The following is a 25469-nucleotide window of genomic DNA, read 5'->3' on the forward strand; positions in this document are numbered from 1 at the left end:
CCCGGTCAAGGTTTTCGCGAAGCCGGGGTTCACGCCAGCGGAAGGTCATCTTCTCCGGTGCGCGGGCCGCGGATGCGGCGGTCGGCCTCGTCGATCGGGACGTCGTTGATGCTCGCCTCGCGGCGCCGCATCAGGCCGTCGTCGGCGAACTCCCACAGCTCGTTGCCGTAGCTGCGCCACCACCGGCCGTCGGCGTCGTGGCACTCGTACTGGAACCGTACGGCGATGCGGTTCCCGCCGAACGTCCACAGCTCCTTGCGCAGCGCGTAGTCCAGCTCCCTGGCCCACTTGCGGGTCAGGAACTCCCGGATCTCCGCGCGGCCGGTGAGGAACTCGTCGCGGTTGCGCCAGACGGAGTCGGGCGTGTAGGCGAGCGCGACCCGCTCGGGGTCGCGGGTGTTCCAGGCGTCCTCGGCGGCCCGCACCTTGGCCCGGGCCGTCTCCTCGGTGAAGTTCACGTCTCCTCCAGGGATATCGCCTGCACGGGGCAGGCCCGTGCGGCCTCCTCGACCGCGCCGATCAGCTCGTCGCCCGGTTCGGTGACGTAAATGAGCCGGTCGTCGTCGTCCAGCTCGAAGACCTCCGGTGCGGCGAACACGCACTGGGCGTGTATCTGGCACAGTTCCCGGTCCACCACGACCCTCATCGGATGTCCCCTCTCTCTTCCGGCTCCGCCTCTCCGGGGCCCGCCGGGTCCGTCCCGGGTGCGGGGCGGACCGGCGGGTTGAAGCGGGAGTGCCTCTCGAACGTCCAGCGCAGCGGGCTCGCCCCGCGCACGTGCACGGCCCGTTCGACGTCGAACGCGACCAGCCGCTGCGCGCCCGGCACGTCGCCCGGGTCCCACTCCACGCGCGCCCGCCCGGTCAGGTGCAGCGCGTCGCCGCCCTCCCAGTCGAGGAAGAGCAGGCCGCAGGCGTCGTCCAGCTCCAGGTTGCCGAGCGTCATGAACATCGCGTTGCCCGCGTAGTCGGGCCAGACCAGCCGCCGCTCGCCGGTCACCCGGACGAACCCGGAGGCGCCGCCCCGGTGCGACAGGTCGGCGCCGAACCCGGTGGCCCGGGTGGCGACGAAGAACGTGTCGGCGGCCTCGATCCACGCCCGGTGACCGGCGGTGAGAGCGCCGGTCACCGGGGCCCCCGCGGAAGGCCCGGCGACCTCACCGGTGACGGTCCGCGACTGGATGTACTTGGGGCAGTTGGCGTAGGTCTGCTCGGTACGGATCGTCAGCCGCCCGCCGTCCCGGCGCACCGTGCCGTTGACCCGCATCCGCCGCCGGGTGTGCGGCTCGACGGCGAGCATCCCGATCTCGCCCTCCGCCAGGCCGGCCAGCGGGTCGTGCCCGCCCGGGACGGCGTCGATCACGACGGTCCGGTCGTCCACGGCCCGGGCGAACCCCGCCGGGCCGGTCAGCAGGGTCGCCCACGGCCGCCCGTCCCGGCCGGTCGCCCCGATGAGCAGCATCCGCTGCGCGGCGAGGAAGCCGGCCGCCACCGGCGGTATCTCCGGCCGGGTCCCGGCCGACCCCCAGTCGTCGGCGTCGACCCCGGCCCGCCGCCGCACCGCCAGCTCCCCCGGGTGTCTCAGCGCTGTTCTCATGCCCGTTCTCTCCGGTCGTCCCAGCAGAAGTCTCCCCGTCTTCTCAGAAGAATCCGCAGGTCGGGGCGCCGGTGGTCGGGGCGGGGCGGTCACCGGCCCCGTCGGGCGCGAAGATCTCCAGCCGGATGCCGTCCGGGTCCTCGAAGAAGATCCCCCCGGAGGAGGCGCCCTCGCCGTGCGGCACCACACCGTCGTGGTGGAGCGTGGCGCCGAGCTCCCGGACCACGCTCTCGGCCCGCCGTACGGCCTCGATGTCCGGCACCTGGAAGGACAGGTGGTGCAGGCCGGGCAGACCGGTGGCGAAGCGGCCCTCGCTCTGCTGCCAGAGGGTCAGCACGAGCGCGCCGTCGAGGCCGAGGAGGGCGAAGCGGCGGTCCTCCCGGCCGGACTCGCTGACGATCTCGAAGCCGAAGATCTTCACGTAGAAGTCCCTCGACCGGTCGAGGTCGGAGACGTTGAGGCCGATGTGGCCGGTCTGGAAGCTCATGGATGCCCTCTCTCATTTTTCTAACGGATGGTTCCGTTAGAAGTCGAAGGCAAATATAACGCGTAGATATTCATGGAGGCGTTAGAAAGTAGTGATATGAGTCACATTGTCGCCGGGAAGAGGTGTTCGTCCGCCGGAAGGTGAAGTCGTTTCGCCTGGTGGACCGGGGGGCGGGCTTTCCGTCCACGACGCTTCCGGAGAGAGACGGGGAACCAGTGGTCATAAAAGAGAGCGGCGCTCTTGAGTCTGTCGCTCCATAGTGAGAGCATCGCTCTCGTAAATAAGCGCCGTTCCGCCTATTCGGCCTCAGGAGCCCCCATGAACCGTGCCCGGCTCACCGCCTCGGCCTTCGCCGCAGGCGGCGTCCTCTTCCTGCTCTACCAGGCCGCCCGGCCCTACGCCGACGAGACCACCCTGGAGGGCGCCGCGGCGATGGCCTCCCCCTCCTGGGCGGCCGCTCACCTGGCCGCATCGATCGGGTTCGTCCTCGTCTCGCTGGGAATCCTCGGCCTGTACCTCGTGCTCGGCGGGCGCCGCCTCCTGCCCGCGGCGGTCGTGGCATGGCTCGGCGCGGGCCTCACGCTGCCCTACTACGGCGCCGAGACGTTCGGCCTGCAGGTGATCGGGGCGCGGGCCGTACGGGACCGGGACGTCACCCTGATCGAGCTCGTCGACCAGTTCCGCTTCGCGCCCGCGGCGGTCACCGTGTTCGCCGCCGGGCTCGTGCTGCTCGCCGTGGGCGTCGTCATGGCCGCGGTGGAGATCCGGCGCTCCGGTGCTCTCCGGCGGTGGAGCGGTCTCCCGCTGGCGGTGGGGTTCGCCCTGTTCATCCCGCAGTTCTACGGTTCCCCGGCGGTCCGGATCGCGCACGGCGCGCTGCTCGCCGCGGGCGGTCTCTGGCTGGCGTACGACCTGTGGCGGGCCGACGGCCGCGCGACGGCTCCGGCCAGGACGACGACCGGGACGGCGACCGAGGCTCTGGCCGGGGCGGGGACGGCGGCCGTGGGCGCGGCCCGCTGACGGCGGCGGCCGGACGGCCCGGGTGCGGCGGGGGACCGCCGCACCCGGGCGGACGCGTGTCCGCCGGAGGGTGGGATCCGGGAGGCGGGATCCGGAGGCGAGGACGAGCGGGCCGTGCCGCGCCCACGGCGGGACCGCGGGTCAGTCGTCCCGGTGCTGACGGTAGTGGCGGGCGGCGCGGGCCCGGTTGCCGCAGGCCACGGAGCACCACTCCTGGCGGGCGTGCTCCCTGACGAAATAGAGCACGCATCGGGGGGCCGGGCAGGCGCGGAGCAGCTCGCGACGAGGGCCGGCCAGGAACGCGATCGCCGCGGACGCGAGCGCGGCGCGGGCTCGGGCGGAGTCGCCCGCCGCCACGGCCGGGACGTTCCGGGCCGATGGTGCCGAAGAGGATGAAAGGTCCGACGGGGCCGACGACTCCGGCGGAACCGGAGGAGCCGATGAGCCCGGCGAATCCGGCGGGACCGACGGGTCCGGTCCGGTGGGCCACTCCAGCCGGGGAGCGGTCGGGACGGCCAGCGCGGTGGCGTTGACCAGGTCGAGGGACTCGGCGAACCCCGGCAGTCGTCCGGCGTCCGCCCTGCTCGCCGGGCCGGGGGCGACGGCCCTGGCGAACAGGGCCCGTACGGCCTGCCGCAGCTCGACCAGCTCGCGGCGCACCTCCTCGGAGGCGGTGAACCCGGCGGGGAGGTCCAGCTCCGCGGCGTGCTCGCGGCACCATGCGGTCGTGCCCGCGACGTCGGAGAGCGTGTCCGTCAGCCCGGCCCGCGTCGCGCGGACCGTGCTGACGAACTCCAGAATCGGCATCCTCCAACTCTAACGCGTGACGGCACTCGCAACCGTGAGACGGTGACCGCCGGGCCGCCGGTCCCGGCCGCGAACCGCAAGGCGCGAACCGCGGTTCGCCGGTTCGCCGGGCCGCCGGGCCGCCGGGGCCGGTCAGCGGCGGATCAGCCGGGCGAGGATGGCGACCAGCCCCGCGAGGCCCAGGCCCGCCAGGACGGCCGGGAGCATGATCAATGGCTCGACCGACGGCCGGTCGATGAGGACGACCCCGGCCGCGATGAAGATCATTCCGCTGAGCAGGGCCATCCAGTCCGTGCGGTGCGCCCGCCGCCGGCGGGGCCGCTCCATCTCAGGCCGCACGTCGTACCTCCACGTCTCCGATGCCCGCGCTGATCCGCAGGACGATGGTCGCCGGGGCGCCCTTCGGCGGCGCCTCCGGCTTCAGCACCCTGACGTGCCGGACGCCGGTGCCGCCCTGGACCATCTGATCGATCTTCACGTCGCCCAGTTTGGCGGTTCCCTCGACCTCGACCCGCGCCGTCGGCGGCACGATCACCAGCATCTCGCCTATCGCCACCGACGCCTCCACGAGCGTGCGCGAGCCCGCCGGGAGCTGCAGCGCGCTCAGATCCACGGTGCCGTCGCCGACGCCGATCGCGTAGTCCCCGCCGCCCTTCCCGGTGATCTCCGACATCGTGGCCGGCGCCCAGTCGTAGGTGCCGAAGCGCCCCGGCATCCCGGACAGCAGCGACGCCGTCAGCACGGCGATCGAGACGAGCGTGCCCGCCGCGACGAGGGCCGCGCCACGGCCGAACCACGCGGCGACGAGGAGGCCGCCGCCGATGACGACCAGCACCGCGCCGCCGGCGACCGTCATGCCGGCCGCATCGGAGGCGGATTGGGCCGCCAGGGTGATCCCGCCGACGATCAACGCGAGGATCAGGGTGACGCCCGCCACGAACGACCGGGGCCGCTCGGGCCGCTCACGCCGCTCATGCCGGACGGACGTCTCGACCGGCCCGCCGAGCAGGGCGAGGTCGTAGGGGTCGTCGTAACCGCCGGGAGGGCCGCCGTAGGGGCGGTCGTAGGGGCGGTCGTACGGCTGCCGCCTGCCGGGGTCCAGCGGCCGGTAGGGCCCGTAGGGGGAGAACGGCTCGCCGGAGGAGTCGTAGGAGGGGGTGAACGGCCCCGCCGGAGAGGCGGAGGAGGCGAACGGTCCCGCGTGAGAGCCGGTGGGCGACGGCCCGGCGGGCCGATCGTCCTCACCGGGCGGCGACCCGACTGATGCCGCAGCCGCCGGCTCCGGCTCCGGAACCGGGCCGACCTCGGGGAACACCGCGGTCTGAGGCTCCGGCTCCGATCCCGGGACCGGGCCGACCCCGGGGAACACCTCGGTCTGCGGCTCCGCGGGGGAGGCTCCGGCCGGCGACCCGGCGGGGGCGGCTCCGGGCGCGGCTTCGGGCCCGGCGGGCATGCCCTCGGGCGCCGGGCGGCGCTCGGTGACCCCGGACGGGCCGGGCGCCGCCGCAGGGCGGCTCCCGGCGGGTCCGGCCGGCCGGACCGGCGCGGCCGGTTCCGGCGGCGCGGCGTGCGGTCCCTCCGCGAAGGCGGCCGGCCGGGCCGGGTCGAAGACGGCCGTCCCCGCGAGGGACCCGCCGTACGGGCCGGCGTGCGGCTCGCGGTGCTCGTCCCGGAAACCCCCGTGGGGGCCGCCGTACGGCGTGCCGGACCCGTCGGGGACTCGGCTGCCGCGCAGCCGCTCCGGCAGGGACCGCAGCGTGGCCAGCAGATCGACCCCGCGCGAGTGCGCGGCCATCAGGGCGATGGCGAAGAGCGTGCCGACCACGACCGTGCCGGTTCCGATGCCGCCGGAGGACACGTTCACGATCAGACCCAGGGTGAACACCCCGGCCAGCAGCGCCAGCACGGTCTCGCCGTCGAAGGAACGCCGGGTCCACTGCTCCATGTATCCCGGGCCGCCGTCCGGCTCCCGCATCAGCAGGAACGCCGCCACGTACAGCATGATGCCGATGCCGGAGCCGAGGACCAGCATGGCGAAGCCGAGGCGGAACAGCAGCGGGTCGACACCGGTGTGACGGCCGAGACCGGCGCAGACGCCGGTGAGCATGCGGCCTTCGTCACCGCGCCGGAGCGGCCCCCGCCCGCCGGACGCGAGGGGGGACGACGGGCCGGTCCCGGAGGTGAAGGGAGACGACGAGCCGGTGGGGGTGCTCGCCGGGTCGTGGGCGTTCCCGGAATCGGTCATGTCACCTATCGTGGCCTTTCTGCCTCCCGGGTCGCATCCGGGACACCCCTGAACCGTCCCCGAGGATGCGGGCCGCCGTCAGGGTCGCCTCAGGGGAACGCCTGATGCGCTGGCAGACTCTCCCATGTGACGATGCAGGCGATATGGCTGACCGAGAGACGATTCGTGACGCGGCCCCGGTGACCTCCGGAGAGCCCGACCCCTTCCCCCGGCTGGTGCGCCCCGTGCAGGGACGCCTGGTGGCCGGGGTGGCCGAGGGCGCCGCCGCCCAGCTGCGGCTCGACCCCGTCGTGCTGCGGCTGGCGTTCGTGCTGCTCACCGTCCTGGACGGGGTCGGCGCGGTGGCGTACGCGGCGCTGTGGTTGTTCACGCCGCGCGAGCCGTACGAGGGCAAGGAGCCCGCCCGCGACTGGAGCCAGGTCGCCTCCTACGCGGCGGTCGGGCTGGCGCTGCTGGCGCTGGGCTGGCTCACCGGCGCCCGGACGGGCGGGATCGGCGCCTGGCCGATCGCGGTCGGCGGGATAGGCTCGCTGATCCTGTGGCAGCAGGCCGACCCCGACCGGCGGCGGCGCTGGATGAGCACGACGGTCGGCCAGGTGCGCCGGAACCGGGTGCGCACGTTCGCCGGCCTGGTGCTGGTCGTCGTGGGCGCGATCGGCTTCCTGGTGGCCACCGACGAGCTGGACGCGGCCAAGCCCGGCATCGTGTTCACGCTCGTGGTCGTCGGCGGTGTCGCGCTCATCGCGGCCCCCTGGCTGGCCGGGCTGTGGAAGGAGTTGCAGCGCGAGCGCCGCGAGCGCATCCGGCAGGAGGAGCGCGCCGAGGTGGCCGCGCACGTCCACGACTCCGTGCTGCACACGCTGACGCTGATCCAGCGCAACTCCGAGGACCCCCGCGAAGTGGCGCGGCTGGCCCGCTCCCAGGAGCGTGAGCTGCGCAACTGGCTCTACCAGCCCAAGCAGGACGCCGACGCGTCCCTGGCCGCGGCCGTGCGCCGGGTCGCGGCGGAGGAGGAGGACGCGCACGGCGTGCCGATCGAGGTCGTCTGCGTGGGCGACTGCCCGCTGACCCCCGAGCTGTCGGCGATGATGCAGGCGGCCAGACAGGCTATGGTCAATGCGGCGAAATACTCCGGGTCCTCCGTCATCTCCGTCTACGCCGAGGCGGAGCCGGAGGAGGTCACCGTCTTCGTCCGGGACCGGGGCGCCGGGTTCGACATGGACCAGGTTCCCGAGGACCGGATGGGCATCCGCCAGTCGATCATCGGCCGGATGGAACGACACGGAGGCGGCGCCCGGATCCGGACCGAACCCGGAGAGGGCACCGAAGTCATGTTGACCATGAAGCTGGAGAAGGCGTGACCGAGCGGGCCGGGAGCGGCGGCGGCCGGTGCGGGCGGTCCGCGAGGCGCGTGGGGAGGGTGCATGAGCGCCATCAGGGTTCTGATCGTCGATGACCACCGGCTGTTCCGCTCGGGGGTCCGCGCCGAGCTGGGCGACTCCATCGAGGTGGTGGGCGAGGCCGAGGACGTGGAGTCCGCCGTCCGGGCGATCGGCGAGCTGACGCCGGACGTGGTCCTGCTCGACGTGCACATGCCCGGCGGGGGCGGCCAGGAGGTGCTGCGCCGCGTCCTGGGCGCGGGCTCGCAGGTCCGCTTCCTGGCGCTGTCGGTCTCCGACGCCGCCGAGGACGTCATCGGGGTGATCCGCGGCGGAGCCCGCGGCTACGTCACCAAGAACATCAGCGGCCGTGAGCTCACCGACGCGATCCGCCGGGTGGCCGAGGGCGACGCGGTGTTCTCCCCGCGGCTGGCCGGTTTCGTGCTGGACGCCTTCGCCTCCAGTGAGGCCCCGCCGATCGACCCCGAGCTCGACTCGCTGACCCAGCGCGAGCGGGAGGTCCTGCGGCTGATCGCCCGCGGCTACGCCTACAAGGAGATCGCCAAGGAGCTGTTCATCTCGGTGAAGACGGTGGAGACCCACGTCTCGTCCGTGCTGCGCAAGCTCCAGCTCTCCAACCGCCACGAGCTGTCCCGCTGGGCCACCGCGCGCCGCCTGGTCTGATCGGCCGGCGCCGTACGGCCGGCCGCCCGCGCGGCCCGTCCCGGACCGGCCGCGCGGCGCCGATCCGCCGGCTCGCCGTACGGCGCCGGGCCGCTCGGGCCGCTCGCGCGGACGGCTGGTGCGGTCTGGAGTGCCGCGGTCTGTACGAGCCATGCCTTGATGGGCGTTCGATCCCTGTATGTGAGTGCTGTTTCATCGCTCGGAGGGCTGGGAGTCGCCGCCCATGGCACCGAGCAGGGGTACGGGCACGGGCACGCCGTCCACCGTGACCAGGCCGTCATGGACCGTGGCCCGCGGCTCGGTCCCGCCCGGCACGATGAGCGTGAGCAGCCGTGAGGCCTCCGGGGAGACGACGGTCACCGACTCGGCGGTGCGCAGGTGGCCGGTGGCGATCAGACCGGGTCGCACCCCCTGCCCGCCCGCCGGCCGCGGCGGCCCGGCCTGCGGGACGGTGAACTGGAACAGCGTCACCCGCCGCTCGCCGTCGCCCAGCACCACAACGCCGTCGCGCCGGTCGAGCACCTCCAGGGACGGGTCGAAGTGCCACAGGCTCCGCACGGCGGAACCGGCCGGCACCGAGTCGAACACCGCCATCAGGTCGCGCCGGTGCTCGACCAGCACCTCCCGGGTGCGGACCACGCCGTAGGCGTCGTCGGTGAGCCGGAACACCTGCCGCGACGGCCCCTCCTCCCGCGCGGTCAGCCGCGTGGCCGTACCCGGCCGGAAGCGGGCCCCGGCCACGACGGGCACGTTGTGCGCCTCCGGCGAGCGCGTCCACTCCACATAGCCGGTCCGCTCATAGGAGTGGAAGCCCCCCTCGACGAGTACGGGCCGTCCCCGCGCGTGGTAGGTGACCCCCAGGTGGTCCTCGTGGCCGTGCAGCCGCCGCCCCGGCCCGAACCTGATCGAGTAGAACGCCGCCCGGGGATCGCCCCACGCCGTCCTGCCGAAGACGTAGCCGGCGGTGAACACGCGCACCGGCGGCTCCGCGTGTTCGAACCGGGGTGGCCGCAGGTCGGCCGGGCTGTCACCGATGGGCGTCAGCCGCCCGTCCGGCTGGGTGGCGTGGGTGATGTACGCCTCCAGCGCGGCGCGCCGGGCGGCCAGCCGGGGCGGGACCGCCAGGCCGCTCCGCTCGATCGCCCGCAGCGCCACCCCGAGCCGCCGGTGAACGTAGTGCCCGTACCTCGGCGCCTGCTCGTGCAGCACCCCCTCCTCGTCGATCGCCAGCTCCGCGGAGGCCGTCATCCTGCGCACCGCCAGGTCGCGCCAGGCGTCCCTGCCCAGCCGGACGCCGACGACCAGCAGCGCGATGTCCTGGTCGAGGCCGTGGTTGTGACCGTGCCGGTAAAGCGCCGGATCGGCCAGCAGCCGCCCGTGCTCCCGCAGGCTGTCCCGCACCGGCGGGGTGTCCACGTGCTCGCTCAGGCACACCAGGACGGGCGCGCGCAGGGCGACCGCGTGCTCGGCCCACGCCCACGAGCTCGTGTCCGGCCGGCCGCGCGGGTTGCGCCGGATCCAGTCCTCGACGAGGGCGGCGGCCCGGTCGAGCGGGGCCGGGTCGCCGGAACGCTCGTGGGCGGCCACCAGCCCGCCCGCCCAGCGCAGGGTGTGCAGGTTCAGCATCCATGACCGCCTGCCGTACGGGTCGGCCCGCCAGTCGACCTCCTGGCCGAGGTCGGCGGGCGGCAGGCCGGCGAGCCGGACCCTGCCGCGCGTCACCTCCTCCACGTCGATCGCGGGGAAGTCGCCGGACAGGCAGACGACCGGGCCACAGGACCGGCGGGCACGTCGGAACACGCGTACTCCCAGGGGCGGCGGGCACGCCGGACACGGCGCGCTCCCGAAGGTTTCCGGGCACGCCGAAGCCGCGCCCGGTCGGACGAAGGAGATCGCGCGCCCCGGCGGCGCGCGGGCGCGCGAAGGCGCGCCGGGCTCACGGAGCCGGGCTCAGGGTGCCTGGCTCACGGGGTTGGGGTCACCGAGGCGGCGTCACGGAGAGGGGACGTCGTCGGTCCAGCCCGCGGCCAGGACGATCTCATCCCGTTCGGCGGACGCGTTCCGGCCGCCGCCGTCCGCCCCGTCGGAACTGGACAGCACCTGCGAGCTGACCGGGTCGATGACCAGGTGGCGTTGCGCGCCCGAGGCGTCCAGCGTGAACGCGAACAGCCGGCCCGGCCGGCCCGTCGGGTCGGTGGCCTGACCCAGGTAGCGGACGTTCGGCAGGTCGGCGAGCAGCCGGTAGGCCGCGGCCCGTACGGCGGGCGGCGAGGGCTTGCTCCACAGCAGCCCGCTCACCGCGTCGGCCAGCACCCCCTCACCGGAGCCGGGCGGCAGCAGCGCCGCGACCCGCCGCCTGAGCGCGTCCGTCCCGGTGGGCAGCCGCTCGATGTCGCGCAGCGACAGGGCCCTGCCGGCCATGGTGAACGGCTTCGTGACGGGCCGGGGGCGGCGTCGGCGTCCGGCCCGGTGATCCAGGCGCGGCCGTCGCGCGCCGCCCACAGCGTGGTGGTCTTCCCGCCGGCCCGCCGCGTGACACGCCAGTACGCGCCCCGCGGGACGGGGTCCGATGCCGCCGTGGTCGCCGCCGCCAGTAGGACCGACCTGCCGGACCCCGCCGACGGGCCGGCCGTGGGAGCGCCGGACGCCGGGCCGCGCCCGGCCACGGCGTCCCGTGCGGGATCGTGCGGCCGGTCCGCTCCTCCGGTGACGCCGTACGTGAGCAGCACCGCGGCCAGCGTCGCGACCGCCCCCGCGAGCGGCATCATCCACGGCATCCGCCAGCGGCGGGAACGCCGGGCGTCCAGCCTTTTCCGAACCCGCGTCTTGGCCGCCGGGTTCAGCGGCGGCTCGCCGTACAGGTCGCGGACCCACTCCAGCTCATCCACGCTCGGCCTCCTCCGGCACCAGCATCGGGTTGGTCCCGCCCAGCGACGCGCGCAGCTTCCTCCTGGCCCGGCTCAGCCGCGAGCCGACCGTGCCGTACGGGATGCCGAGCGCCGCGGCGACCTCCTCGTGGCTCAGCCCGGCCAGCGCGACCAGCAGCACCACGTCGCGGTCGCGCTGCGACAGCTCCGCCAGCGCCGCGGCGAGGTTCGGCCGCAGGCTCTGCGCGCTCACCCACGTCGCCACCCGGTCCTCCGGGCCCGGCGCCTCGGTGTCGGCGCCGTAGCGGCCCATCGCCCGCAGCGTGCGCGCCTCCAGCCGGCGGTGCCTGGCGACGAGCTTCGTGACGATGCCGTACAGCCACACCCGCACGCCGGCGCGGGCGGGGTCGTACTGCGCGCGCTTGCGGAAGGCGACGAGAAACGCCTCGGCGACGACGTCCTCGGCGTGGTCCGGGCCGAGCCGCTGGGCGACGTAGCCGTGGATCTCGTCGAAGTGGGCGTCGAACACCTCGCTGAACGCCTCCCCCTCGGCGAGACAGCCCTTGACGGGCGCGGCGGGCGCGGCTGGTACGGCGGACCCGGGCTCCCGGGCGGCCCACGACATCGCCGTCACGATGCTTCCCCCGTCATCTCCAACCTTCCCGACGCGACCAAGCGGACATCTCTTATCTCCCGATCCGCGAGATCGCTTTCACGCCCGCCGGACAAGCAGGCATCTCTTGTCTCCCGACCCGCCGGATCGCTTTCACGTTCACCGGACAGGCGGACATCTCTTGTCTCCCGATCCGCGAGATCGCTTTCACGCCCGCCGGACAAGCAGGCATCTCTTGTCTCCCGATCCGCGAGATCGCTTTCACGTTCACCGGACAGGCGGACATCTCTTGTCTCCCGATCCGCGGGATCGCTTTCACGCCCGCCGGAGAGGGGCGCCGCCCCGGACGGCGCCGACGGCGTGGTGGGTGGGGCGGCGGGGCCACACGCTCCCACGGATCACCGGGAACGAGGCCGGATCACCGGGAACGAGGCCGGGGGAGGAAATATCACCGATCCTCCCCGGGGGTAAGGCTGACATTCCGCCCATTCTTGAACGAGCCACCATGTGCGACCATGCGAAGTATGGGTCGTGACGTGCCCGCGATGGTGTTCAGCCGGGACGATCGGCGGCGATACCGGGAGAAGGTTCGCCGATGTCTCGACGTCTTCGCGCAGATGCTGCGGGAGTCCAGGTTCGAGTTCGACCGGCCCAGGGCCGGTCTGGAGATCGAGCTCAACCTCGTCGACGAGCGCGGCGAGCCCACGATGAAGAACGCCGAGGTGCTGGCGGCGATCGCGCAGCCGGACTGGGGCACCGAGCTCGGCCAGTTCAACGTGGAGATCAACGTCAGCCCGGAGGCCCTGTCGGGGGACGGCGTCGCCCGGCTGGAGAAGGTGGTGCGCGACCGCCTCAACCACGCCGAGGAACGGGCCCGGACGGTCGGCGGGCACCTGATGATGGTCGGCATCCTGCCCACGCTGCGCGAGAGCGACATGCACGAGGGCACACTGTCGGCCAATCCCCGCTACAGGCTGCTCAACGAGCAGATCTTCGCGGCCCGGGGCGAGGACCTGCACCTGCTGATCGAGGGCGAGGAGGTCCTCGACGCCTACGCCGACAGCATCACCCCCGAGGCCGCCTGCACCAGCCTCCAGCTCCACCTCCAGATCAGCCCCCAGGCGTTCGCCGCCAACTGGAACGCGGCCCAGGCCGTCGCGGGCCCCCAGGTCGCGGTGGCGGCCAACTCGCCGTTCCTGTTCGGCCGCAGGCTCTGGCAGGAGACCCGGATCCCGCTGTTCGAGCAGGCCACCGACACCCGCCCGGTGGAGCTGAAGACACAGGGGGTGCGGCCCAGGGTGTGGTTCGGGGAGCGGTGGATCACCTCGGTCTTCGACCTGTTCGAGGAGAACGCCCGGTACTTCCCGGCGCTGCTGCCGCTGTGCGACGACGCCGACCCCCGCGAGGAACTGTCCCGCGGCGTGACCCCGCAGCTCGGCGAGCTGACCCTGCACAACGGGACCGTCTACCGGTGGAACCGGCCGGTCTACGCGGTCGTCGGCAACGTCCCGCACCTGCGGGTGGAGAACCGGGTGCTGCCCGCGGGCCCCACGGTCGCGGACATCGCCGCCAACGCCGCCTTCTACTACGGCCTCATGGGGGTGCTGCCGTACACCGAGCGCCCGGTGTGGACGCGCATGTCCTTCGCCGCCGCCGCCGACAACCTGCACGCCGCCGCCCGGCACGGCCTGGACGCCCGGCTCTACTGGCCGGGACTCGGCGAGGTGGCCGCCGCCGAGCTGGTCCTGCGGCGGCTGCTGCCGCTCGCCCACGAGGGGCTCGACCGGTGGGAGGTGGAGCCGGCCGTCCGCGACCGGCTCCTCGGCATCATCGAGAGGCGCTGCGTGACCGGCAGGACCGGGGCCCACTGGCAGGCCGAGGCGGTGGAGGCGTACGGCGGCGCCGACCGGCACGAGGCCCTGCGCCGGATGACCCTGAGCTACGTCGAGCACATGCACACCAACGAGCCCGTGCACACCTGGCCGTCCCCCTGACAGCCGCCCCGCCCGGCCCGATCGCCCACCGGCCCCACACGGCCCGTCCGTCCCACCCGCTCCACACGTCGTGATCAGCGGACGTGTCGGAACGTAATCGCGTGTGTACCACGCACACCGCCACCCGCTGGGCCACGATTGGGGTATGAGCAGCTTCCGCCGCGTCGTCCTCGCGCTCCTCCTGCTGGCCGTCACCGTGTCCTGCGGCAGCGAACCCACGGAGACCGGCGGGGAGCGGCCCGGCGACGACCGGGGGAGCGTCGAGGCCACCACGCCCGCCCCGCTCGGGCAGGACTTCGAGTCGGACGTCAGCCTGGCCAAGGGGCTCGCCGAGCAGTACTGGAAGCAGACCTTCGCCGCCGCCGGGTTGAGCTACCGCCCCATCAGCGCCTTCATCCCCTACACCGGGCAGAACGGCCCCGCCTGCGGTGGCCAGCCCGCGGTGCCGGACAACGCCTTCTACTGCCCCTTCGGGCACTTCGTCGCCTACGACGAGAGCTGGATGCGCGACCTGTACGACCGGATGGGCGACGGCTCCGTCTACGTGATCATCCCGCACGAGCTGGGGCACGCCGTGCAGACCCAGCTGAACAACGCCGGCGGCCTGAGCATCCAGCGGGAGCTGCAGGCCGACTGCTACGCCGGCGGCACGCTGGGCGCCCTGGTCAGGGGCAACGCCCTCCAGGCCGAGCCGGGCGACAAGGACGAGCTGCTGCTCAACCTCGCCGCCGCCGGAGACCCCACCGACGACTGGCTGCGCCCCGACGCCCACGGTACGGCGCAGCAGCGCCAGCAGGTCTTCGCCCGGGGCTACAACGAGGGCACCGCATCCTGTGAGACCCGCTGAGACCCGCTGAGACCCGCTGAGGACGCGATGTGACGCGCTGAGGGACGCGCGTGAGGCCCGCCGAGGCCCGCTGAGCCGCCCGGTCGCGTCCGGCGCGCCCTCCGGTGCGCGATCACGGCGGGGGCGGGGCGGAACGGGGTGACGGACGAGCCGGGGGCCCCGGGGTACGCCCGCCCGGTTACGGGTGAATCCACCGGAAGGCTGATGCCGTACCACCGCACGCGGCCTACGCTGAGGTCCGGTGATCGACCAGGGGGGTGGGCCATGCGCAGGATGACGCCCGAGATCGGCTGGGCCGTACGGGGTGCCTGCCGCGCGAGCGATCCCGAGCTGTTCTTCCCGTTGACGCAGTCGGCGGAGCAGGAGGCGCGGGCCAAGGCGGTCTGCGCCAGGTGCCCGGTGCTGGCCGACTGCCGGGCCTACGCCGTGCGAAGCGGGGAACCGGAGGGCATCTGGGGCGGCCTGACCGTGCGGGAGCGGCGCGGCCTGCGGTTCCCCGCGGGATGGCGGCGGCCCGCGGCCGGCTGAGACCGGGGCCGGGACCGCCCGGGACGAAGGCATGGGGGGACGGAAGGGGAGGCATGGGCGAGGCGGAGGCGGCGCGGGGACGGGCGGGGCGACGTCCGGTGGGTTCCGGGGAAGGGCCGGAGACCGGCGCGACGGACCGCAGAGCAGGCGGCGGAGACGAGGGGGCCGCACCCGGGGGCGCGGTGGCGGGCCGGAAAACGGGCGGCGGAGGTGACGGGGCGGCGCTCGCGGGCGCGGTGGCCGTGCTGGCGGCGGCCAACGTGCTCAACAACCGGATCGCGCCGCGCCTGGCCCCGCTGACCTCGGCCGCGGCCACCGGCGTGCTCCTGGCCCTGGCCCGGAGCCGCGGGATCACCTGGGCCGAGATCGGGTTCCGCGACCCCGCCCGGGGCCTGCGGATCGGTGGCCTCCTCGCCTCGGCCGTCGCCGGCGTCTACGCGGCGGGGATCGCCCTCCCGGCCACCCGCCGTCTCTTCCGCGACGAGCGGGCGCTGTCGCTGTCGCGTGCCCGTGTCCTGGAGGAGGCGCTCCTGCAGGTGCCGTTCGGCACGGTCCTGCTGGAGGAGGCCGGTTTCCGCGGCGTGCTGCCCGCCCTGGTCGCCCGCTCGCACGGCCCCCGGACGGCGACCGCCGTCTCCTCGGCGCTGTTCGGCCTGTGGCACGTGCTCCCGGCGGTGGACATGGCCGCCGCCAATCCCGCGCTGACCCGCCTGGCCGCCGGTGGGACGCAGGCGGATCCGGCCGCCGCCCCTCCCGCGGGCGCCCCCGGAACGGGCCACGGAACCTGCGGGACCGACGGGACCGTACGTCCGGAGCGGCCGGGGCGTCCGGAGCGGCCGGGGCCGCGGCGGCCGTCCGGGGCGGAGACGGCGCGGGTGGTGGCCGGGTCGGTGGCGACGACCGCGCTCGCCGGGCTCCTCTTCGGCGAGCTGCGCCGCCGGGGCGGGCTGGCCGCGCCGGCGCTGCTGCACCTCGCCACCAACTCGCTGGGCTACCTGTTCGCCCGCCTGGCCCCCGGCGACCCGCCCGCGGCGGCCCGCGGCCGGGCCGCGGTCACTCGGTGACGACCCGCTGGAAGCCCTCGGCGTAGCTGCCCTCGGGCAGACCGGCCTCGGCGGCGATCTGGGAGAAGCGCGACCGCAGGAACTCCTCGAAGCCCTCGACGTGGGAGGTCTGGCTCGCGTGGGCCCGCAACGCGGCGATCTTCCGGTCGAAGGCGCCGGTGACGTCGACGAAGTGGTCGGGGGAGGAGCCGCCGTTGAGCCAGACCTCCCGGACCGTCCAGGCGTCCAGTCCCTCGTCGCGCAGCAGCTCGGGGAAGGCGTACGGGTTGCGGGCGTCGGGGTAGACGGCGTCGAGGGCGCTGGCGCCGACCGCGCGGTGGTCGGGGTGACTGGGGGCGATGAACGAGTAGTTGCGCTCGGGAGTGTGAGTGATCACCAGGTCGGGCCGTACCTGGCGGATGACCCGGGCGATGTCGCGCCGCAGCTCCAGGCCGGGCACCAGCGTGCCGTCGCGGTGACCGAGGAAGCGCAGGTCGGTCACGCCGACGGCCTTGGCGGCGGCCGTCTGCTCGGTACGGCGCAGCTCGGCCATGCCCGTGTTGTCCAGTTCGCGGTCGAATCCGCCCGCGTCGCCGTCCGTCACGATGCAGTAGACGACCTCCACGCCGCGGTCGGTGAACTGGGCGATCGTGCCCGCGGCGGCGAAGTCGACGTCGTCGGGGTGGGCGGTCACGACGAGCACCCGGCCTATCTCGTTCTCAGACAGCATGCCTGACCCTTCCGCTGCTTTCCGGTTTCCGCTGATATCCGGCTAGTACGTGATTCTCGCAACTTCCTGCGGGCCTGTCGGCATTCCTTCGGGGCGCGGGCCACGGTTGTCGGCCGGTCGGCCTAATCTAGGTGACGTGTCGATCCCAGCCGCCTCAGTGACCCACCCGTTGCTCGACGGGCTCAACCTCCAGCAGCGCGAGGCCGTGGTGCACCACGGCAGCCCGCTGCTCATCGTCGCGGGCGCGGGGTCGGGCAAGACGCGGGTGCTGACCCACCGCATCGCCTACCTCCTGGCCGAGCGGGGCGCGCGGCCGCAGGAGATCCTGGCGATCACCTTCACCAACAAGGCCGCCCGGGAGATGAAGGAGCGGGTCGACCGGCTCATCGGGCCGCGCTCGGCGGCGATGTGGGTGATGACCTTCCACAGCGCGTGCGTGCGGATCCTGCGGCGGGAGGCCGGGCGGCTGGGCTTCCCCACGAGTTTCTCGATCTACGACCAGGCCGACTCCCAGCGGCTGATGGCGATGGTCTGCCGCGAGATGGACCTCGACCCCAAGCGCTACCCGCCGCGGTCGTTCTCCGCCCAGGTCAGCAACTTCAAGAACGAGCTGATCGACTACGAGACGGCGGCCGGGCAGGCGGCGAGCCACCTGGAGCGCACGCTCGCCGAGGCGTACCGCACCTACCAGCGGCGGCTGACCGAGGCCGGCGCGATGGACTTCGACGACCTCATCATGATGACGGTCACGCTGTTCCAGCTCTTCCCCGACGTGGCCGAGCACTACCGCCGCCGCTGGCGGCACGTCATGGTCGACGAGTACCAGGACACCAACCACGCCCAGTACACGCTGATCCGCGAGCTGGTCGGCACCCCGGAGCTGCGCACCGCCGACGGCGAGCTGGTCAGGGAGGGCACGGCCGGGATCGCCCCGGCGGAGCTGTGCGTGGTCGGCGACGCCGACCAGTCGATCTACGCCTTCCGCGGTGCGACGATCCGCAACATCCTGGAGTTCGAGCGCGACTACCCCGACGCCAAGACGATCCTGCTGGAGCAGAACTACCGCTCCACCCAGACGATCCTGAGCGCGGCCAACGCGGTGATCGCGCGCAACGAGAGCCGCAAGCCGAAGAACCTCTGGTCCGACCAGGGCACCGGCCCGAAGATCGTCGGCTACGTCGCGGACAACGAGCACGACGAGGCCATGTTCGTCGCGCAGGAGGTCGACCGGCTCTCCGACGACGAGGGTGTCACGCCCGGCCAGGTGGCGGTGTTCTACCGCACCAACGCGGCCTCCCGCGTGTTCGAGGAGGTGTTCATCCGCACCGGCCTGCCGTACAAGGTGGTCGGCGGGGTGCGCTTCTACGAGCGCAAGGAGGTCCGCGACCTGCTGGCCTACCTCCGGGTGCTGGCCAACCCGGGTGACGTCGTCTCGCTGCGCCGCATCCTCAACGTGCCCAAGCGCGGCATCGGCGACCGGGCCGAGGCGATGGTGGAGGCGTTCGCCGCCCGGGAGCGGATCCCCTTCGCCGAGGCGCTCCGGCGGGCCGAGGAGGCGCCGGGGATGGCGACCCGCTCGGTCAAGGCCATCAAGGAGTTCCTCGCCCTGCTGGACGACCTGACCGCCAAGGCCGCCACCATGCCGCCGTCGGAGCTGGCCCAGGAGGTGCTGGAGGCCACCGGCTACCGCGCCGAGCTCGCCGCCTCCGGAGACCCCCAGGACGAGAGCCGCCTGGAGAACCTCGACGAGATGATCTCGGTGGCCTCGGAGTTCGAGGAGGCCAACCCCGAGGGCACCCTTGTGGAGTTCCTGGAGCAGGTCTCACTGGTGGCCGACGCCGACCAGATCCCCGCCGACGACGGCGGCCAGGGCGTGGTCACGCTGATGACCCTGCACACCGCCAAGGGCCTGGAGTTCCCGGTGGTGTTCCTCACCGGCATGGAGGACGGCGTCTTCCCGCACGTGCGCTCGCTGGGCGAGCCCAAGGAGCTGGAGGAGGAGCGCCGCCTGGCCTACGTCGGCATCACCCGGGCACAGCAGCGGCTCTACGTCTCCCGGGCGGCGGTGCGCAGCGCGTGGGGGGCGCCCGCGTTCAACCCGGCGTCCCGGTTCGTCTCCGAGATCCCCGGCGAGCTGGTCGACTGGCGCACCGACCCGGGCAAGAACGCCTGGGGCGCCGCCACCCGCCGGGAGCCGCGCGCCGCCGCGCCCGCGAAGAAGCCCGGCGGCCGGCAGATCCCCAGCCTCACCCCCGGCGACCGCGTCACCCACGACAAGTTCGGCCTCGGCACGGTCGTGTCGGTGGACGGCGTCGCGGAGAAGACCAAGGTGAAGATCGACTTCGGCAGCGGCGGCGAGAAGACCCTGCTCCTGGCCTACGCGCCGGTGGAGAAGCTCTGACGGCCCTCCCGGACGCCGGGGCCCACCGGGCGCCAGGGAGCCGGATGCCCTGGATGTTCCGGATGGCCGCCGTTCCGGACGTCAGAGGCCGGTGACCCGGATGTCCGGGGCCGGTGACCCAGGTGTGCGGGGCCGGTGACCCGGATGTCCGGAGCCGGTGACCCGGCCTCCGGGACTCCGGGACCGGCGGCTCGGTCTCCGGGGCCGGAGGATCAGCTCCCCGCCCCCGCCTCCCCGGACGCGGGGGCGGGGGTGGGCGCGGTGAGGGTGACGGGGGTCCCCCAGGAGGAGAAGCGCACGTCGCTGATGCGGGTCACGCGCATGTCGCGCGGTGGCACCGCCCAGGAGGTGACCAGCCGGGCGGGGAGCCGGTCGCGGCCGAGCCACAGGCGCCAGCTCACCTTCGTGGCCGCCACGGCGGCGGCGGGCCGCTTCCCGCCGAGAGAGGCGCGGTAGGACGGCGAGACGCGGTAGAGCGCGCCGAGGGTGGTCGTCCCCTTGAACGTCGACGGGCCGCCCTTCTTCCCGGCCGAGCCGCCCTTCTTCCCGGCGGGCAGCAGCGACTTCAGCGTGGCCGGCTCCAGGAGCATGACGGGGGTGAAGAAGGGGGAGGCGGCGCGGGCGGAGGACCTGACCCATTTCCTGCCGATCATCCCGCCGCTGAGGTAGGTGTCCCCGCCGACGGTGCGCGTGCGCAGCGGCGTGGCGTCGTCCCCGGGGAGGTCGGACTTCGACAGGACGTCGTGGCCCGCGACGCCGGAGGGGCCGAACTCCACGGTGCCGCGGCGTTTCTGGGCGGAGAGGAGCTCCCGGCCGGAGTAGGTCCGGCCGCTCTCGACGATCCGCACGCCGTGTCCCGCGACGAACCGCGCCTGCAGCGCGGCCGCCGGGTCGGCGGGCGCGGCCTTGGCGGCGGCGGGAACGGCGGCGGTGGGTACCGCCAGCGCGGTGGCCGCCACGATGATCCATCGCTTCATGGGGGTCTTCCTCCTGAGGATAGAAGATCAGAAACCCTATGGCATGTCATGTGGAATGCAGGCATTCATAACAATAAAAGTGGTGAAAAGCACTTTCAGTGGGAAAGATCCGCCAGAAAGCGCGGCCCCGGAGAACCGTGACGGGCACGCGCCCCGGAGTACTCCGGGCGCGGCCGTTAGGCTGCCGTCAGCTCAGCTCCCACGTCACGCGTGGGACACGGACAAGGAGGTCTGGATGGACGCCGAGCCGAGGATCCGCGTCGTCATCGCCAAGCCCGGCCTGGACGGGCACGACCGAGGTGTGAAGATCGTCGCGAGGGCGCTGCGGGACGCCGGGATGGAGGTCGTCTACACCGGCCTGCACCAGACGCCCGAGCAGATCGTGCGCACCGCGATCCAGGAGGACGCCGCGGCGATCGGGCTGTCCATCCTCTCCGGCGCGCACATGACGCTCTTCGCCAAGGTGATCGAGCTGCTCGCGGAGAACGACGCGAGCGACATCGTCGTCTTCGGCGGCGGGATCATCCCGGAGGCGGACCTGCCCGAGCTGGAACGGATGGGCGTGGCCCGGGTCTTCACACCAGGGGCGACCACCCAGGAGATCGTGGAGTGGGTGCGGGGCGCGATCCCCACGCGGGTCTGACCCGCGGGGCGCGGCCCCCCGGCGATCCGGTGGCCTCCGGCACCTGACATCCGGACGGCCCCCGGCATCGGGACGGCCCTCGGTATCCGGACGGTCCCCGGCATCCGGGCGGTCCCCGGCGTCCGGCCCGCTCTCGGCACCCGAGGCGGTCCCCGGCGCCGGGGCGGCCTCGTCCGCCGTTTTCGCGGACGCTTCCCCGCCGCGTCCCGATATGATCCCCAGGACATTCGCCACCCCTGCCCCAGTGGCCCCGCCCGTAGCCGTTCGCGGACCCGGTGACCTGGTCATGCGCGCGGGGGGCTAGGCTTCATTGGCGCAAAAACCGCCGGGCTCCCCTCACACCACGGAGCCGGCCCGCAGACATTTTCAGTACACCAGCCGGACAAGCAAGGACGGACCCTCGTGGACCTGTTCGAACATCAGGCGAAGGAGCTCTTCGCGGAGTACGGCATCCCGGTGCCGCGCGGTATCGTCGCGCACACCGTGGAGGAGGCGCGCGCGGCAGCCGAGCAGCTGACCGGCCGTGTCGTCGTCAAGGCTCAGGTCAAGACCGGTGGCCGCGGCAAGGCCGGCGGCGTCAAGGTCGCCGACGACGCCGCCGACGCCGAGCAGAAGGCCAACCAGATCCTCGGCATGGACATCAAGGGCCACACGGTCCACAAGGTCCTGATCGAGGAGGCCAGCGCGATCGCGGAGGAGTACTACTTCTCCTTCCTGCTCGACCGCGCCAACCGCACGTTCCTCGCCATCTGCTCCGCCTCGGGCGGCATGGACATCGAAGAGGTCGCGCACACCGCCCCCGAGAAGGTCGCGAAGGTCCCCGTGTCCCCGCTGGACGGTGTGACCCGCGACAAGGCCCGTGAGATCGCCGCGGCCGGCGGTCTGCCGGAGAAGGCGCTGGACGGCGCCGCCGAGATCATCGAGAAGCTCTGGGCCGTCTTCGTCGACGAGGACGCCTCCCTGGTCGAGGTCAACCCGATGATCCTGTCCGCCGACGGCCAGGTGAAGGCCCTCGACGGCAAGGTCACCCTCGACGACAACGCCACCTTCCGCCAGGCCGAGCACGAGGCCTACGCGGACAAGGCCGCCGAGGACCCGCTGGAGGCCGCGGCCAAGGCCAAGGACCTCAACTACGTCAAGCTCGACGGCAGCGTCGGCATCATCGGCAACGGCGCGGGCCTGGTCATGTCGACCCTCGACGTCGTCGCCTACGCCGGTGAGGCGTTCCCCGGGCAGCCCAAGCCCGCCAACTTCCTCGACATCGGCGGCGGCGCCTCCGCCGAGGTCATGGCGGCCGGCCTGGAGATCATCCTCTCCGACCCGTCGGTGAAGTCGATCTTCGTGAACGTCTTCGGCGGCATCACCGCCTGCGACGCGGTCGCCAACGGCATCGTCTCGGCCTTCCAGCTCCTGGAGAACCGCGGCGAGACCGTCAGCCGCCCCCTGGTCGTCCGGCTGGACGGCAACAATGCCGAGCTCGGACGCAAGATCCTGGCCGACGCCGCCCTGTCCGGCGTCGAGCTGGTCGACACGATGGACGATGCGGCCAAGCGTGCCGCCGAGCTCGCCGCGGTAGGTGCGTAATGGCCATCTGGCTCAACGAGAACAGCAAGATCATTGTTCAGGGCATGACCGGCGGTGAGGGCACCAAGCACACCCGCCGCATGCTCGCCTCCGGCGCCAAGGTCGTCGGCGGCGTGAACGCCCGCAAGGCCGGCATCACCCACGAGGGCCTGCCCGTCTTCGGCACCGTCGCCGAGGCCATGGAGAAGACCGGCGCCGACGTCTCGGTCGTCTTCGTGCCGCCGGCGGCCACCAAGGCCGCGGTCAAGGAGGCCATCGACGCCGAGATCCCGCTCTGCGTGGTCATCACCGAGGGCGTCCCGGTCCACGACACCACCGAGTTCTGGGCCTACGCCGTCGCCAAGGGCAACAAGACCCGCATCATCGGCCCGAACTGCCCCGGCATCGCCTCGCCCGGCGCCTCCAACGCCGGCATCATCCCGGCCGACATCACCACCGCCGGCCGCATCGGCCTGGTGTCGAAGTCGGGCACGCTGACCTACCAGCTCATGTACGAGCTGCGCGACTTCGGCTTCTCCACCGCCGTCGGCATCGGTGGCGACCCGGTCATCGGCACCACGCACATCGACGCTCTCCAGGCGTTCCAGGACGACCCGGACACCGACGCGATCGTCATGATCGGCGAGATCGGCGGTGACGCCGAGGAGCGGGCCGCCGCCTACATCGAGCAGCACGTGACCAAGCCGGTCGTCGCCTACGTCGCGGGCTTCACCGCCCCCGAGGGCAAGACCATGGGTCACGCCGGCGCGATCGTGTCCGGCTCGGCCGGCACCGCCCAGGCGAAGAAGGAGGCTCTGGAGAAGGTCGGCGTCCGCGTCGGCAAGACCCCGAGCGAGACCGCCCGCCTGATGCGCGAGATCATGCAGAACCGCTAGCCGGTCCGCGGGCCGTGTCGCGGCCCGCCCGGTTCGGTGGCCCGTCCGGCTCACCGGTGAGAGGCGCCCGCCGTCCGCGGGCGCCTCTTCCGTTTCCCGGCCCGGCCGCCCGCGCCGTACGCCCCGCCCGCGCCGTACGGTCCCTCCGGCGTGCGCCCCTCCGTCGTTCCACCCCCTCGGTCCCGCTTTTCCGTACGGCTCGCCTTCCCGTTTTCCGTACGACCCGCGACACGCGGGGGGATGAGTCTCGTCCGCGCGGAAGATCCTGAGACCATCGGTTATCGTGACGGCCCTTCTCGATCAGCTCCGGACGGCTCCCCGTAACGTCCTCAGCCGCCTCCCCCTGCCCGGCGTCACGGGTGACGACGACGACGTCCGCCGCCCGCTTCCCGTCTCCGGGATGCTCGCCGCCGCGTGGACGCTGGGCGTGGGACTGGCGGTGCTCACCACGCTCACCCTGGTCGGCTGGGTCGCCTCCCCCCGCGGCTCGCTCGGCCCGGGGCTGCCCGGGGTGTTCCGCGCCGCGGCGCAGCTCTGGCTGGCGGCCCACCACGCCGGGTTCGCGATCCCCGGCGGCTCGATCGGGCTGCTCCCGCTCGGCCTGACGGTCCTGCCGGCCTTCCTGCTGTACCGTGCCGGGATCTGGATGGCCCGCGACGCCGACCTGCGGCTGCGCCTGCCCGCCCGGCTGCCGAGGAACAGCCCAAAGGAACAGGCCGACGCCCGCCGCCGGGCGCAGCTGGTCCTGATCGCCCAGGCGGGTGTCTCGCTGGCCGCGCCGTACGCGCTGCTGGCCGGGGTGATCGCGCTGGTCACCCGGAACGAGATCACCCAGCCCTATCTCGGCGACACCCTGGTCAGCCACCTGGTGCTGGCCTTCCTCGCGGGCTCGGCGGCCGTCGCCCGGACGATCGGGCCGTGGCGGTCGATGCTGCGCCTGCTGCCCGAACGGGTGCGCTCGGTCGTGGTGAGCTCGGCCGCGGCGCTGGGGATCATGCTGGTCGCGGGGGCCGCCCTGGTGCTCGGCGCCGTCGCGGTCAACTTCGACCAGGTCCGGGAGCTGTCGGACGTCCTCGCGCCCGGCTTCGTCGGCGGGCTGCTGCTCCTGCTGCTGCAGGGCCTCTACCTGCTCAACGCCTTCGCCTGGGGCATGGCCTACATCGCGGGGCCGGGCTTCAGCCTCGGCGCCGGCACGCTGGTCGCGCCCACCGGCGTCCAGCTCGGCACGGTTCCGAGCCTGCCGATCCTGGGCGCGCTGCCCGAGGCGGGCCCCACACCGGCGTGGGTGATGGCGGTGATCGCGCTGCCGTTCGCCGCGGGGGCGGTGGCCGGCGTGCTGGGGGTGCGGATCGCCCCCTCACCCTCCTACGAGGGCGCGCCGCTGTGGGGCTTCGTCTGCGGGGTGGTGACCGGCGCGGCGGCCGGGGCGCTGGCCGCGCTGTCCGGCGGCTCGCTCGGCGGGGCGCGCCTGTCCGCGGTGGGGCCCGCGGGCTGGGAGGTGATGCTTTCGGTGACGCTGGAGGTCGGCGTCGCGGCCGGCATCTCGGCGGGCCTGACCAACTGGTGGCTGATCTTCCGGGGGCACAACGCGGCCGTGGTCCGGGCCGCGGCCAGGGTCGGCACGGCCACCGCGCCGGTCCGCCGGGCCGGGGCCAGGCTGTTCCGGGCCGCGGGGGCGGTGGCCGGCCGGGTCGGGCTGGCCGAGCCGGACGAGCCCCGCGCGCTGCCCGGCCACTGGCTGGACGCCACCGAGTGCGACACCCAGCCGATCCCGGTGGTCAGGGACGACTGGGAGGACGAGCACGCCTCGGCGGCGGACCCGCAGGAGCCCGCGGACCCACAGGAGCCCGCGGAGACCACGAAGCCCGTGAAGACCGCGAAGGCCGTGAAGCCGGTGAAGCCGGTGAAGGCCGTGAAGCCGACGGAGGCCGGTCCCAGGGTGCCGCGCCCGCCCCGGCGCGACATCGTGGACGAGTCGGACGACCGCGGCGGTCACGTGATCTACGTGGACCCCTACGCCTGGGATCGCGACTAGGGCCTGTACGGACTTCTGATCTTTGGATGGGCTGAAGGCTCCGTAACCACATGACGGCTTCGCGGAGACCGCGAACATGGCAGGGGCATGCCGCCTCCGGTCTTCGCCTCCTGA

At 73.4% G+C, this 25469-nt stretch carries 24 protein-coding genes; 12 read left to right on the forward strand and 12 right to left on the reverse strand.

What is annotated here, in order from left to right:
• Positions 1-29 precede the first annotated feature (29 nt).
• Genes ACQP10_RS05510 through ACQP10_RS05525 form a run of 4 tightly spaced genes read right to left on the reverse strand, consistent with a single transcriptional unit; the run spans position 30 to position 2083 of the window.
• Positions 30-458, reverse strand: coding sequence for a nuclear transport factor 2 family protein (locus tag ACQP10_RS05510; protein WP_399499996.1), 429 nt, complete (start codon positions 456-458; stop codon positions 30-32).
• Positions 455-646 (reverse strand): ferredoxin, encoded by a 192-nt coding sequence (locus ACQP10_RS05515; RefSeq protein WP_179819585.1) that lies wholly within the window; start codon positions 644-646, stop codon positions 455-457. Before ACQP10_RS05515 ends, ACQP10_RS05510 begins: the two co-directional genes overlap by 4 nt.
• Positions 643-1596: a pyridoxamine 5'-phosphate oxidase family protein gene (locus tag ACQP10_RS05520; protein WP_433540985.1), complete on the reverse strand. Its 954-nt coding sequence runs from the start codon at positions 1594-1596 to the stop codon at positions 643-645. The genes ACQP10_RS05515 and ACQP10_RS05520 overlap by 4 nt, the downstream gene beginning before the upstream one ends.
• 43 nt (positions 1597-1639) lie before the next feature.
• Positions 1640-2083 carry a VOC family protein gene (locus ACQP10_RS05525; RefSeq protein WP_179819584.1) on the reverse strand — a complete coding sequence of 148 codons (444 nt, stop codon included), beginning with the start codon at positions 2081-2083 and terminating at the stop codon, positions 1640-1642.
• A 318-nt stretch (positions 2084-2401) separates the two neighbouring features.
• Here ACQP10_RS05525 and ACQP10_RS05530 point away from each other — a divergent pair, with 318 nt between their 5' ends.
• Positions 2402-3103: a hypothetical protein gene (locus tag ACQP10_RS05530; protein WP_389993156.1), complete on the forward strand. Its 702-nt coding sequence runs from the start codon at positions 2402-2404 to the stop codon at positions 3101-3103.
• Between the two features lie 141 nt (positions 3104-3244).
• On the opposite strand, the gene ACQP10_RS05535 is transcribed toward ACQP10_RS05530, so the two are convergent.
• From ACQP10_RS05535 to ACQP10_RS05545, 3 genes are all read right to left on the reverse strand, one after another.
• Positions 3245-3910, reverse strand: a complete 666-nt coding sequence (locus ACQP10_RS05535; protein ID WP_179819582.1) for a CGNR zinc finger domain-containing protein — start codon at positions 3908-3910, stop codon at positions 3245-3247.
• 132 nt (positions 3911-4042) lie between these two features.
• Positions 4043-4249 carry a hypothetical protein gene (locus ACQP10_RS05540; RefSeq protein ID WP_179819581.1) on the reverse strand — a complete coding sequence of 69 codons (207 nt, stop codon included), beginning with the start codon at positions 4247-4249 and terminating at the stop codon, positions 4043-4045.
• Positions 4239-6155 carry a PspC domain-containing protein gene (locus ACQP10_RS05545; protein ID WP_433540986.1) on the reverse strand — a complete coding sequence of 639 codons (1917 nt, stop codon included), beginning with the start codon at positions 6153-6155 and terminating at the stop codon, positions 4239-4241. The genes ACQP10_RS05540 and ACQP10_RS05545 overlap by 11 nt, the downstream gene beginning before the upstream one ends.
• Positions 6156-6298: 143 nt before the next feature.
• Here ACQP10_RS05545 and ACQP10_RS05550 point away from each other — a divergent pair, with 143 nt between their 5' ends.
• Positions 6299-7516 (forward strand): ATP-binding protein, encoded by a 1218-nt coding sequence (locus ACQP10_RS05550; protein WP_179819579.1) that lies wholly within the window; start codon positions 6299-6301, stop codon positions 7514-7516.
• Between the two features lie 63 nt (positions 7517-7579).
• Positions 7580-8218, forward strand: coding sequence for a response regulator (locus ACQP10_RS05555; RefSeq protein ID WP_179819578.1), 639 nt, complete (start codon positions 7580-7582; stop codon positions 8216-8218).
• 192 nt (positions 8219-8410) lie between these two features.
• Here ACQP10_RS05555 and ACQP10_RS05560 read toward each other — a convergent pair whose 3' ends face one another.
• The 3 genes from ACQP10_RS05560 to ACQP10_RS05570 all read right to left on the reverse strand — a co-directional run bounded on the left by ACQP10_RS05560 (position 8411) and on the right by ACQP10_RS05570 (position 11710).
• The gene (locus tag ACQP10_RS05560) at positions 8411-10018 is read right to left on the reverse strand and encodes a heparinase II/III domain-containing protein (RefSeq protein ID WP_433540987.1); all 1608 of its coding nucleotides are present in this window, start codon (positions 10016-10018) and stop codon (positions 8411-8413) included.
• A 192-nt stretch (positions 10019-10210) separates the two neighbouring features.
• Positions 10211-10639, reverse strand: coding sequence for a hypothetical protein (locus tag ACQP10_RS05565; RefSeq protein WP_433540988.1), 429 nt, complete (start codon positions 10637-10639; stop codon positions 10211-10213).
• Between the two features lie 459 nt (positions 10640-11098).
• Positions 11099-11710, reverse strand: coding sequence for an RNA polymerase sigma factor (locus tag ACQP10_RS05570; RefSeq protein WP_346022133.1), 612 nt, complete (start codon positions 11708-11710; stop codon positions 11099-11101).
• A 512-nt stretch (positions 11711-12222) separates the two neighbouring features.
• Between ACQP10_RS05570 and ACQP10_RS05575 the strand changes: the two genes are divergently transcribed.
• The 4 genes from ACQP10_RS05575 to ACQP10_RS05590 all read left to right on the forward strand — a co-directional run bounded on the left by ACQP10_RS05575 (position 12223) and on the right by ACQP10_RS05590 (position 16131).
• Positions 12223-13692 carry a glutamate--cysteine ligase gene (locus ACQP10_RS05575; RefSeq protein WP_179819576.1) on the forward strand — a complete coding sequence of 490 codons (1470 nt, stop codon included), beginning with the start codon at positions 12223-12225 and terminating at the stop codon, positions 13690-13692.
• A gap of 145 nt (positions 13693-13837) precedes the next feature.
• The gene (locus ACQP10_RS05580) at positions 13838-14539 is read left to right on the forward strand and encodes a neutral zinc metallopeptidase (protein ID WP_346021803.1); all 702 of its coding nucleotides are present in this window, start codon (positions 13838-13840) and stop codon (positions 14537-14539) included.
• 264 nt (positions 14540-14803) lie between these two features.
• Entirely contained in the window at positions 14804-15067 is a 264-nt protein-coding gene (locus ACQP10_RS05585; RefSeq protein ID WP_179819574.1) for a WhiB family transcriptional regulator, read from the forward strand.
• A gap of 182 nt (positions 15068-15249) precedes the next feature.
• Complete coding sequence (locus ACQP10_RS05590) at positions 15250-16131, forward strand: CPBP family intramembrane glutamic endopeptidase (RefSeq protein ID WP_433540989.1); 882 nt, start codon at positions 15250-15252, stop codon at positions 16129-16131.
• Here the strand turns inward: ACQP10_RS05590 and ACQP10_RS05595 are convergent.
• The gene (locus ACQP10_RS05595) at positions 16121-16840 is read right to left on the reverse strand and encodes a PIG-L deacetylase family protein (RefSeq protein ID WP_346021805.1); all 720 of its coding nucleotides are present in this window, start codon (positions 16838-16840) and stop codon (positions 16121-16123) included. The genes ACQP10_RS05590 and ACQP10_RS05595 overlap by 11 nt on opposite strands.
• 142 nt (positions 16841-16982) lie before the next feature.
• Between ACQP10_RS05595 and pcrA the strand changes: the two genes are divergently transcribed.
• A complete protein-coding gene (gene pcrA / locus ACQP10_RS05600; protein ID WP_386149250.1) occupies positions 16983-19241 on the forward strand; it encodes a DNA helicase PcrA in 2259 nt (752 codons plus the stop codon).
• Between the two features lie 212 nt (positions 19242-19453).
• Here the strand turns inward: pcrA and ACQP10_RS05605 are convergent, their stop codons facing one another.
• Positions 19454-20218 (reverse strand): hypothetical protein, encoded by a 765-nt coding sequence (locus ACQP10_RS05605; RefSeq protein WP_346021807.1) that lies wholly within the window; start codon positions 20216-20218, stop codon positions 19454-19456.
• A gap of 235 nt (positions 20219-20453) precedes the next feature.
• On the opposite strand from ACQP10_RS05605, the gene ACQP10_RS05610 reads away from it, so the two are divergent.
• From ACQP10_RS05610 to ACQP10_RS05625, 4 genes are all read left to right on the forward strand, one after another.
• Positions 20454-20861, forward strand: coding sequence for a cobalamin B12-binding domain-containing protein (locus ACQP10_RS05610; RefSeq protein ID WP_179819570.1), 408 nt, complete (start codon positions 20454-20456; stop codon positions 20859-20861).
• Between the two features lie 402 nt (positions 20862-21263).
• The gene (sucC, locus tag ACQP10_RS05615; RefSeq protein WP_346021808.1) at positions 21264-22445 is read left to right on the forward strand and encodes an ADP-forming succinate--CoA ligase subunit beta; all 1182 of its coding nucleotides are present in this window, start codon (positions 21264-21266) and stop codon (positions 22443-22445) included.
• Positions 22445-23320 carry a succinate--CoA ligase subunit alpha gene (sucD, locus tag ACQP10_RS05620; RefSeq protein WP_189246719.1) on the forward strand — a complete coding sequence of 292 codons (876 nt, stop codon included), beginning with the start codon at positions 22445-22447 and terminating at the stop codon, positions 23318-23320. The genes sucC and sucD overlap by 1 nt, the downstream gene beginning before the upstream one ends.
• A 283-nt stretch (positions 23321-23603) precedes the next feature.
• A complete protein-coding gene (locus tag ACQP10_RS05625) occupies positions 23604-25355 on the forward strand; it encodes a cell division protein PerM (RefSeq protein ID WP_346021809.1) in 1752 nt (583 codons plus the stop codon).
• The last annotated feature ends 114 nt before the right edge of the window (positions 25356-25469 follow it).

Origin of the sequence: Streptosporangium sandarakinum (genome assembly GCF_050942225.1) — a bacterium.
GTDB classification, from domain to species: Bacteria; Actinomycetota; Actinomycetes; order Streptosporangiales; family Streptosporangiaceae; genus Streptosporangium; species Streptosporangium nondiastaticum.

Bases quoted from the DNA above. Each gene is read 5' to 3' on its own strand.
- ACQP10_RS05515 (WP_179819585.1), bottom strand. From the start codon at position 646: ATGAGGGTCGTGGTGGACCGGGAACTGTGCCAGATACACGCCCAGTGC.
- ACQP10_RS05520 (WP_433540985.1), bottom strand. From the start codon at position 1,596: ATGAGAACAGCGCTGAGACACCCGGGGGAGCTGGCGGTGCGGCGGCGG.
- ACQP10_RS05525 (WP_179819584.1), bottom strand. From the start codon at position 2,083: ATGAGCTTCCAGACCGGCCACATCGGCCTCAACGTCTCCGACCTCGAC.
- ACQP10_RS05530 (WP_389993156.1), top strand. From the start codon at position 2,402: ATGAACCGTGCCCGGCTCACCGCCTCGGCCTTCGCCGCAGGCGGCGTC.
- ACQP10_RS05535 (WP_179819582.1), bottom strand. From the start codon at position 3,910: ATGCCGATTCTGGAGTTCGTCAGCACGGTCCGCGCGACGCGGGCCGGG.
- ACQP10_RS05545 (WP_433540986.1), bottom strand. From the start codon at position 6,155: ATGACCGATTCCGGGAACGCCCACGACCCGGCGAGCACCCCCACCGGC.
- ACQP10_RS05550 (WP_179819579.1), top strand. From the start codon at position 6,299: ATGGCTGACCGAGAGACGATTCGTGACGCGGCCCCGGTGACCTCCGGA.
- ACQP10_RS05555 (WP_179819578.1), top strand. From the start codon at position 7,580: ATGAGCGCCATCAGGGTTCTGATCGTCGATGACCACCGGCTGTTCCGC.
- ACQP10_RS05565 (WP_433540988.1), bottom strand. From the start codon at position 10,639: ATGGCCGGCAGGGCCCTGTCGCTGCGCGACATCGAGCGGCTGCCCACC.
- ACQP10_RS05570 (WP_346022133.1), bottom strand. From the start codon at position 11,710: ATGTCGTGGGCCGCCCGGGAGCCCGGGTCCGCCGTACCAGCCGCGCCC.
- ACQP10_RS05575 (WP_179819576.1), top strand. From the start codon at position 12,223: ATGGGTCGTGACGTGCCCGCGATGGTGTTCAGCCGGGACGATCGGCGG.
- ACQP10_RS05580 (WP_346021803.1), top strand. From the start codon at position 13,838: ATGAGCAGCTTCCGCCGCGTCGTCCTCGCGCTCCTCCTGCTGGCCGTC.
- ACQP10_RS05585 (WP_179819574.1), top strand. From the start codon at position 14,804: ATGCGCAGGATGACGCCCGAGATCGGCTGGGCCGTACGGGGTGCCTGC.
- ACQP10_RS05595 (WP_346021805.1), bottom strand. From the start codon at position 16,840: ATGCTGTCTGAGAACGAGATAGGCCGGGTGCTCGTCGTGACCGCCCAC.
- ACQP10_RS05605 (WP_346021807.1), bottom strand. From the start codon at position 20,218: ATGAAGCGATGGATCATCGTGGCGGCCACCGCGCTGGCGGTACCCACC.
- ACQP10_RS05610 (WP_179819570.1), top strand. From the start codon at position 20,454: ATGGACGCCGAGCCGAGGATCCGCGTCGTCATCGCCAAGCCCGGCCTG.
- sucD (WP_189246719.1), top strand. From the start codon at position 22,445: ATGGCCATCTGGCTCAACGAGAACAGCAAGATCATTGTTCAGGGCATG.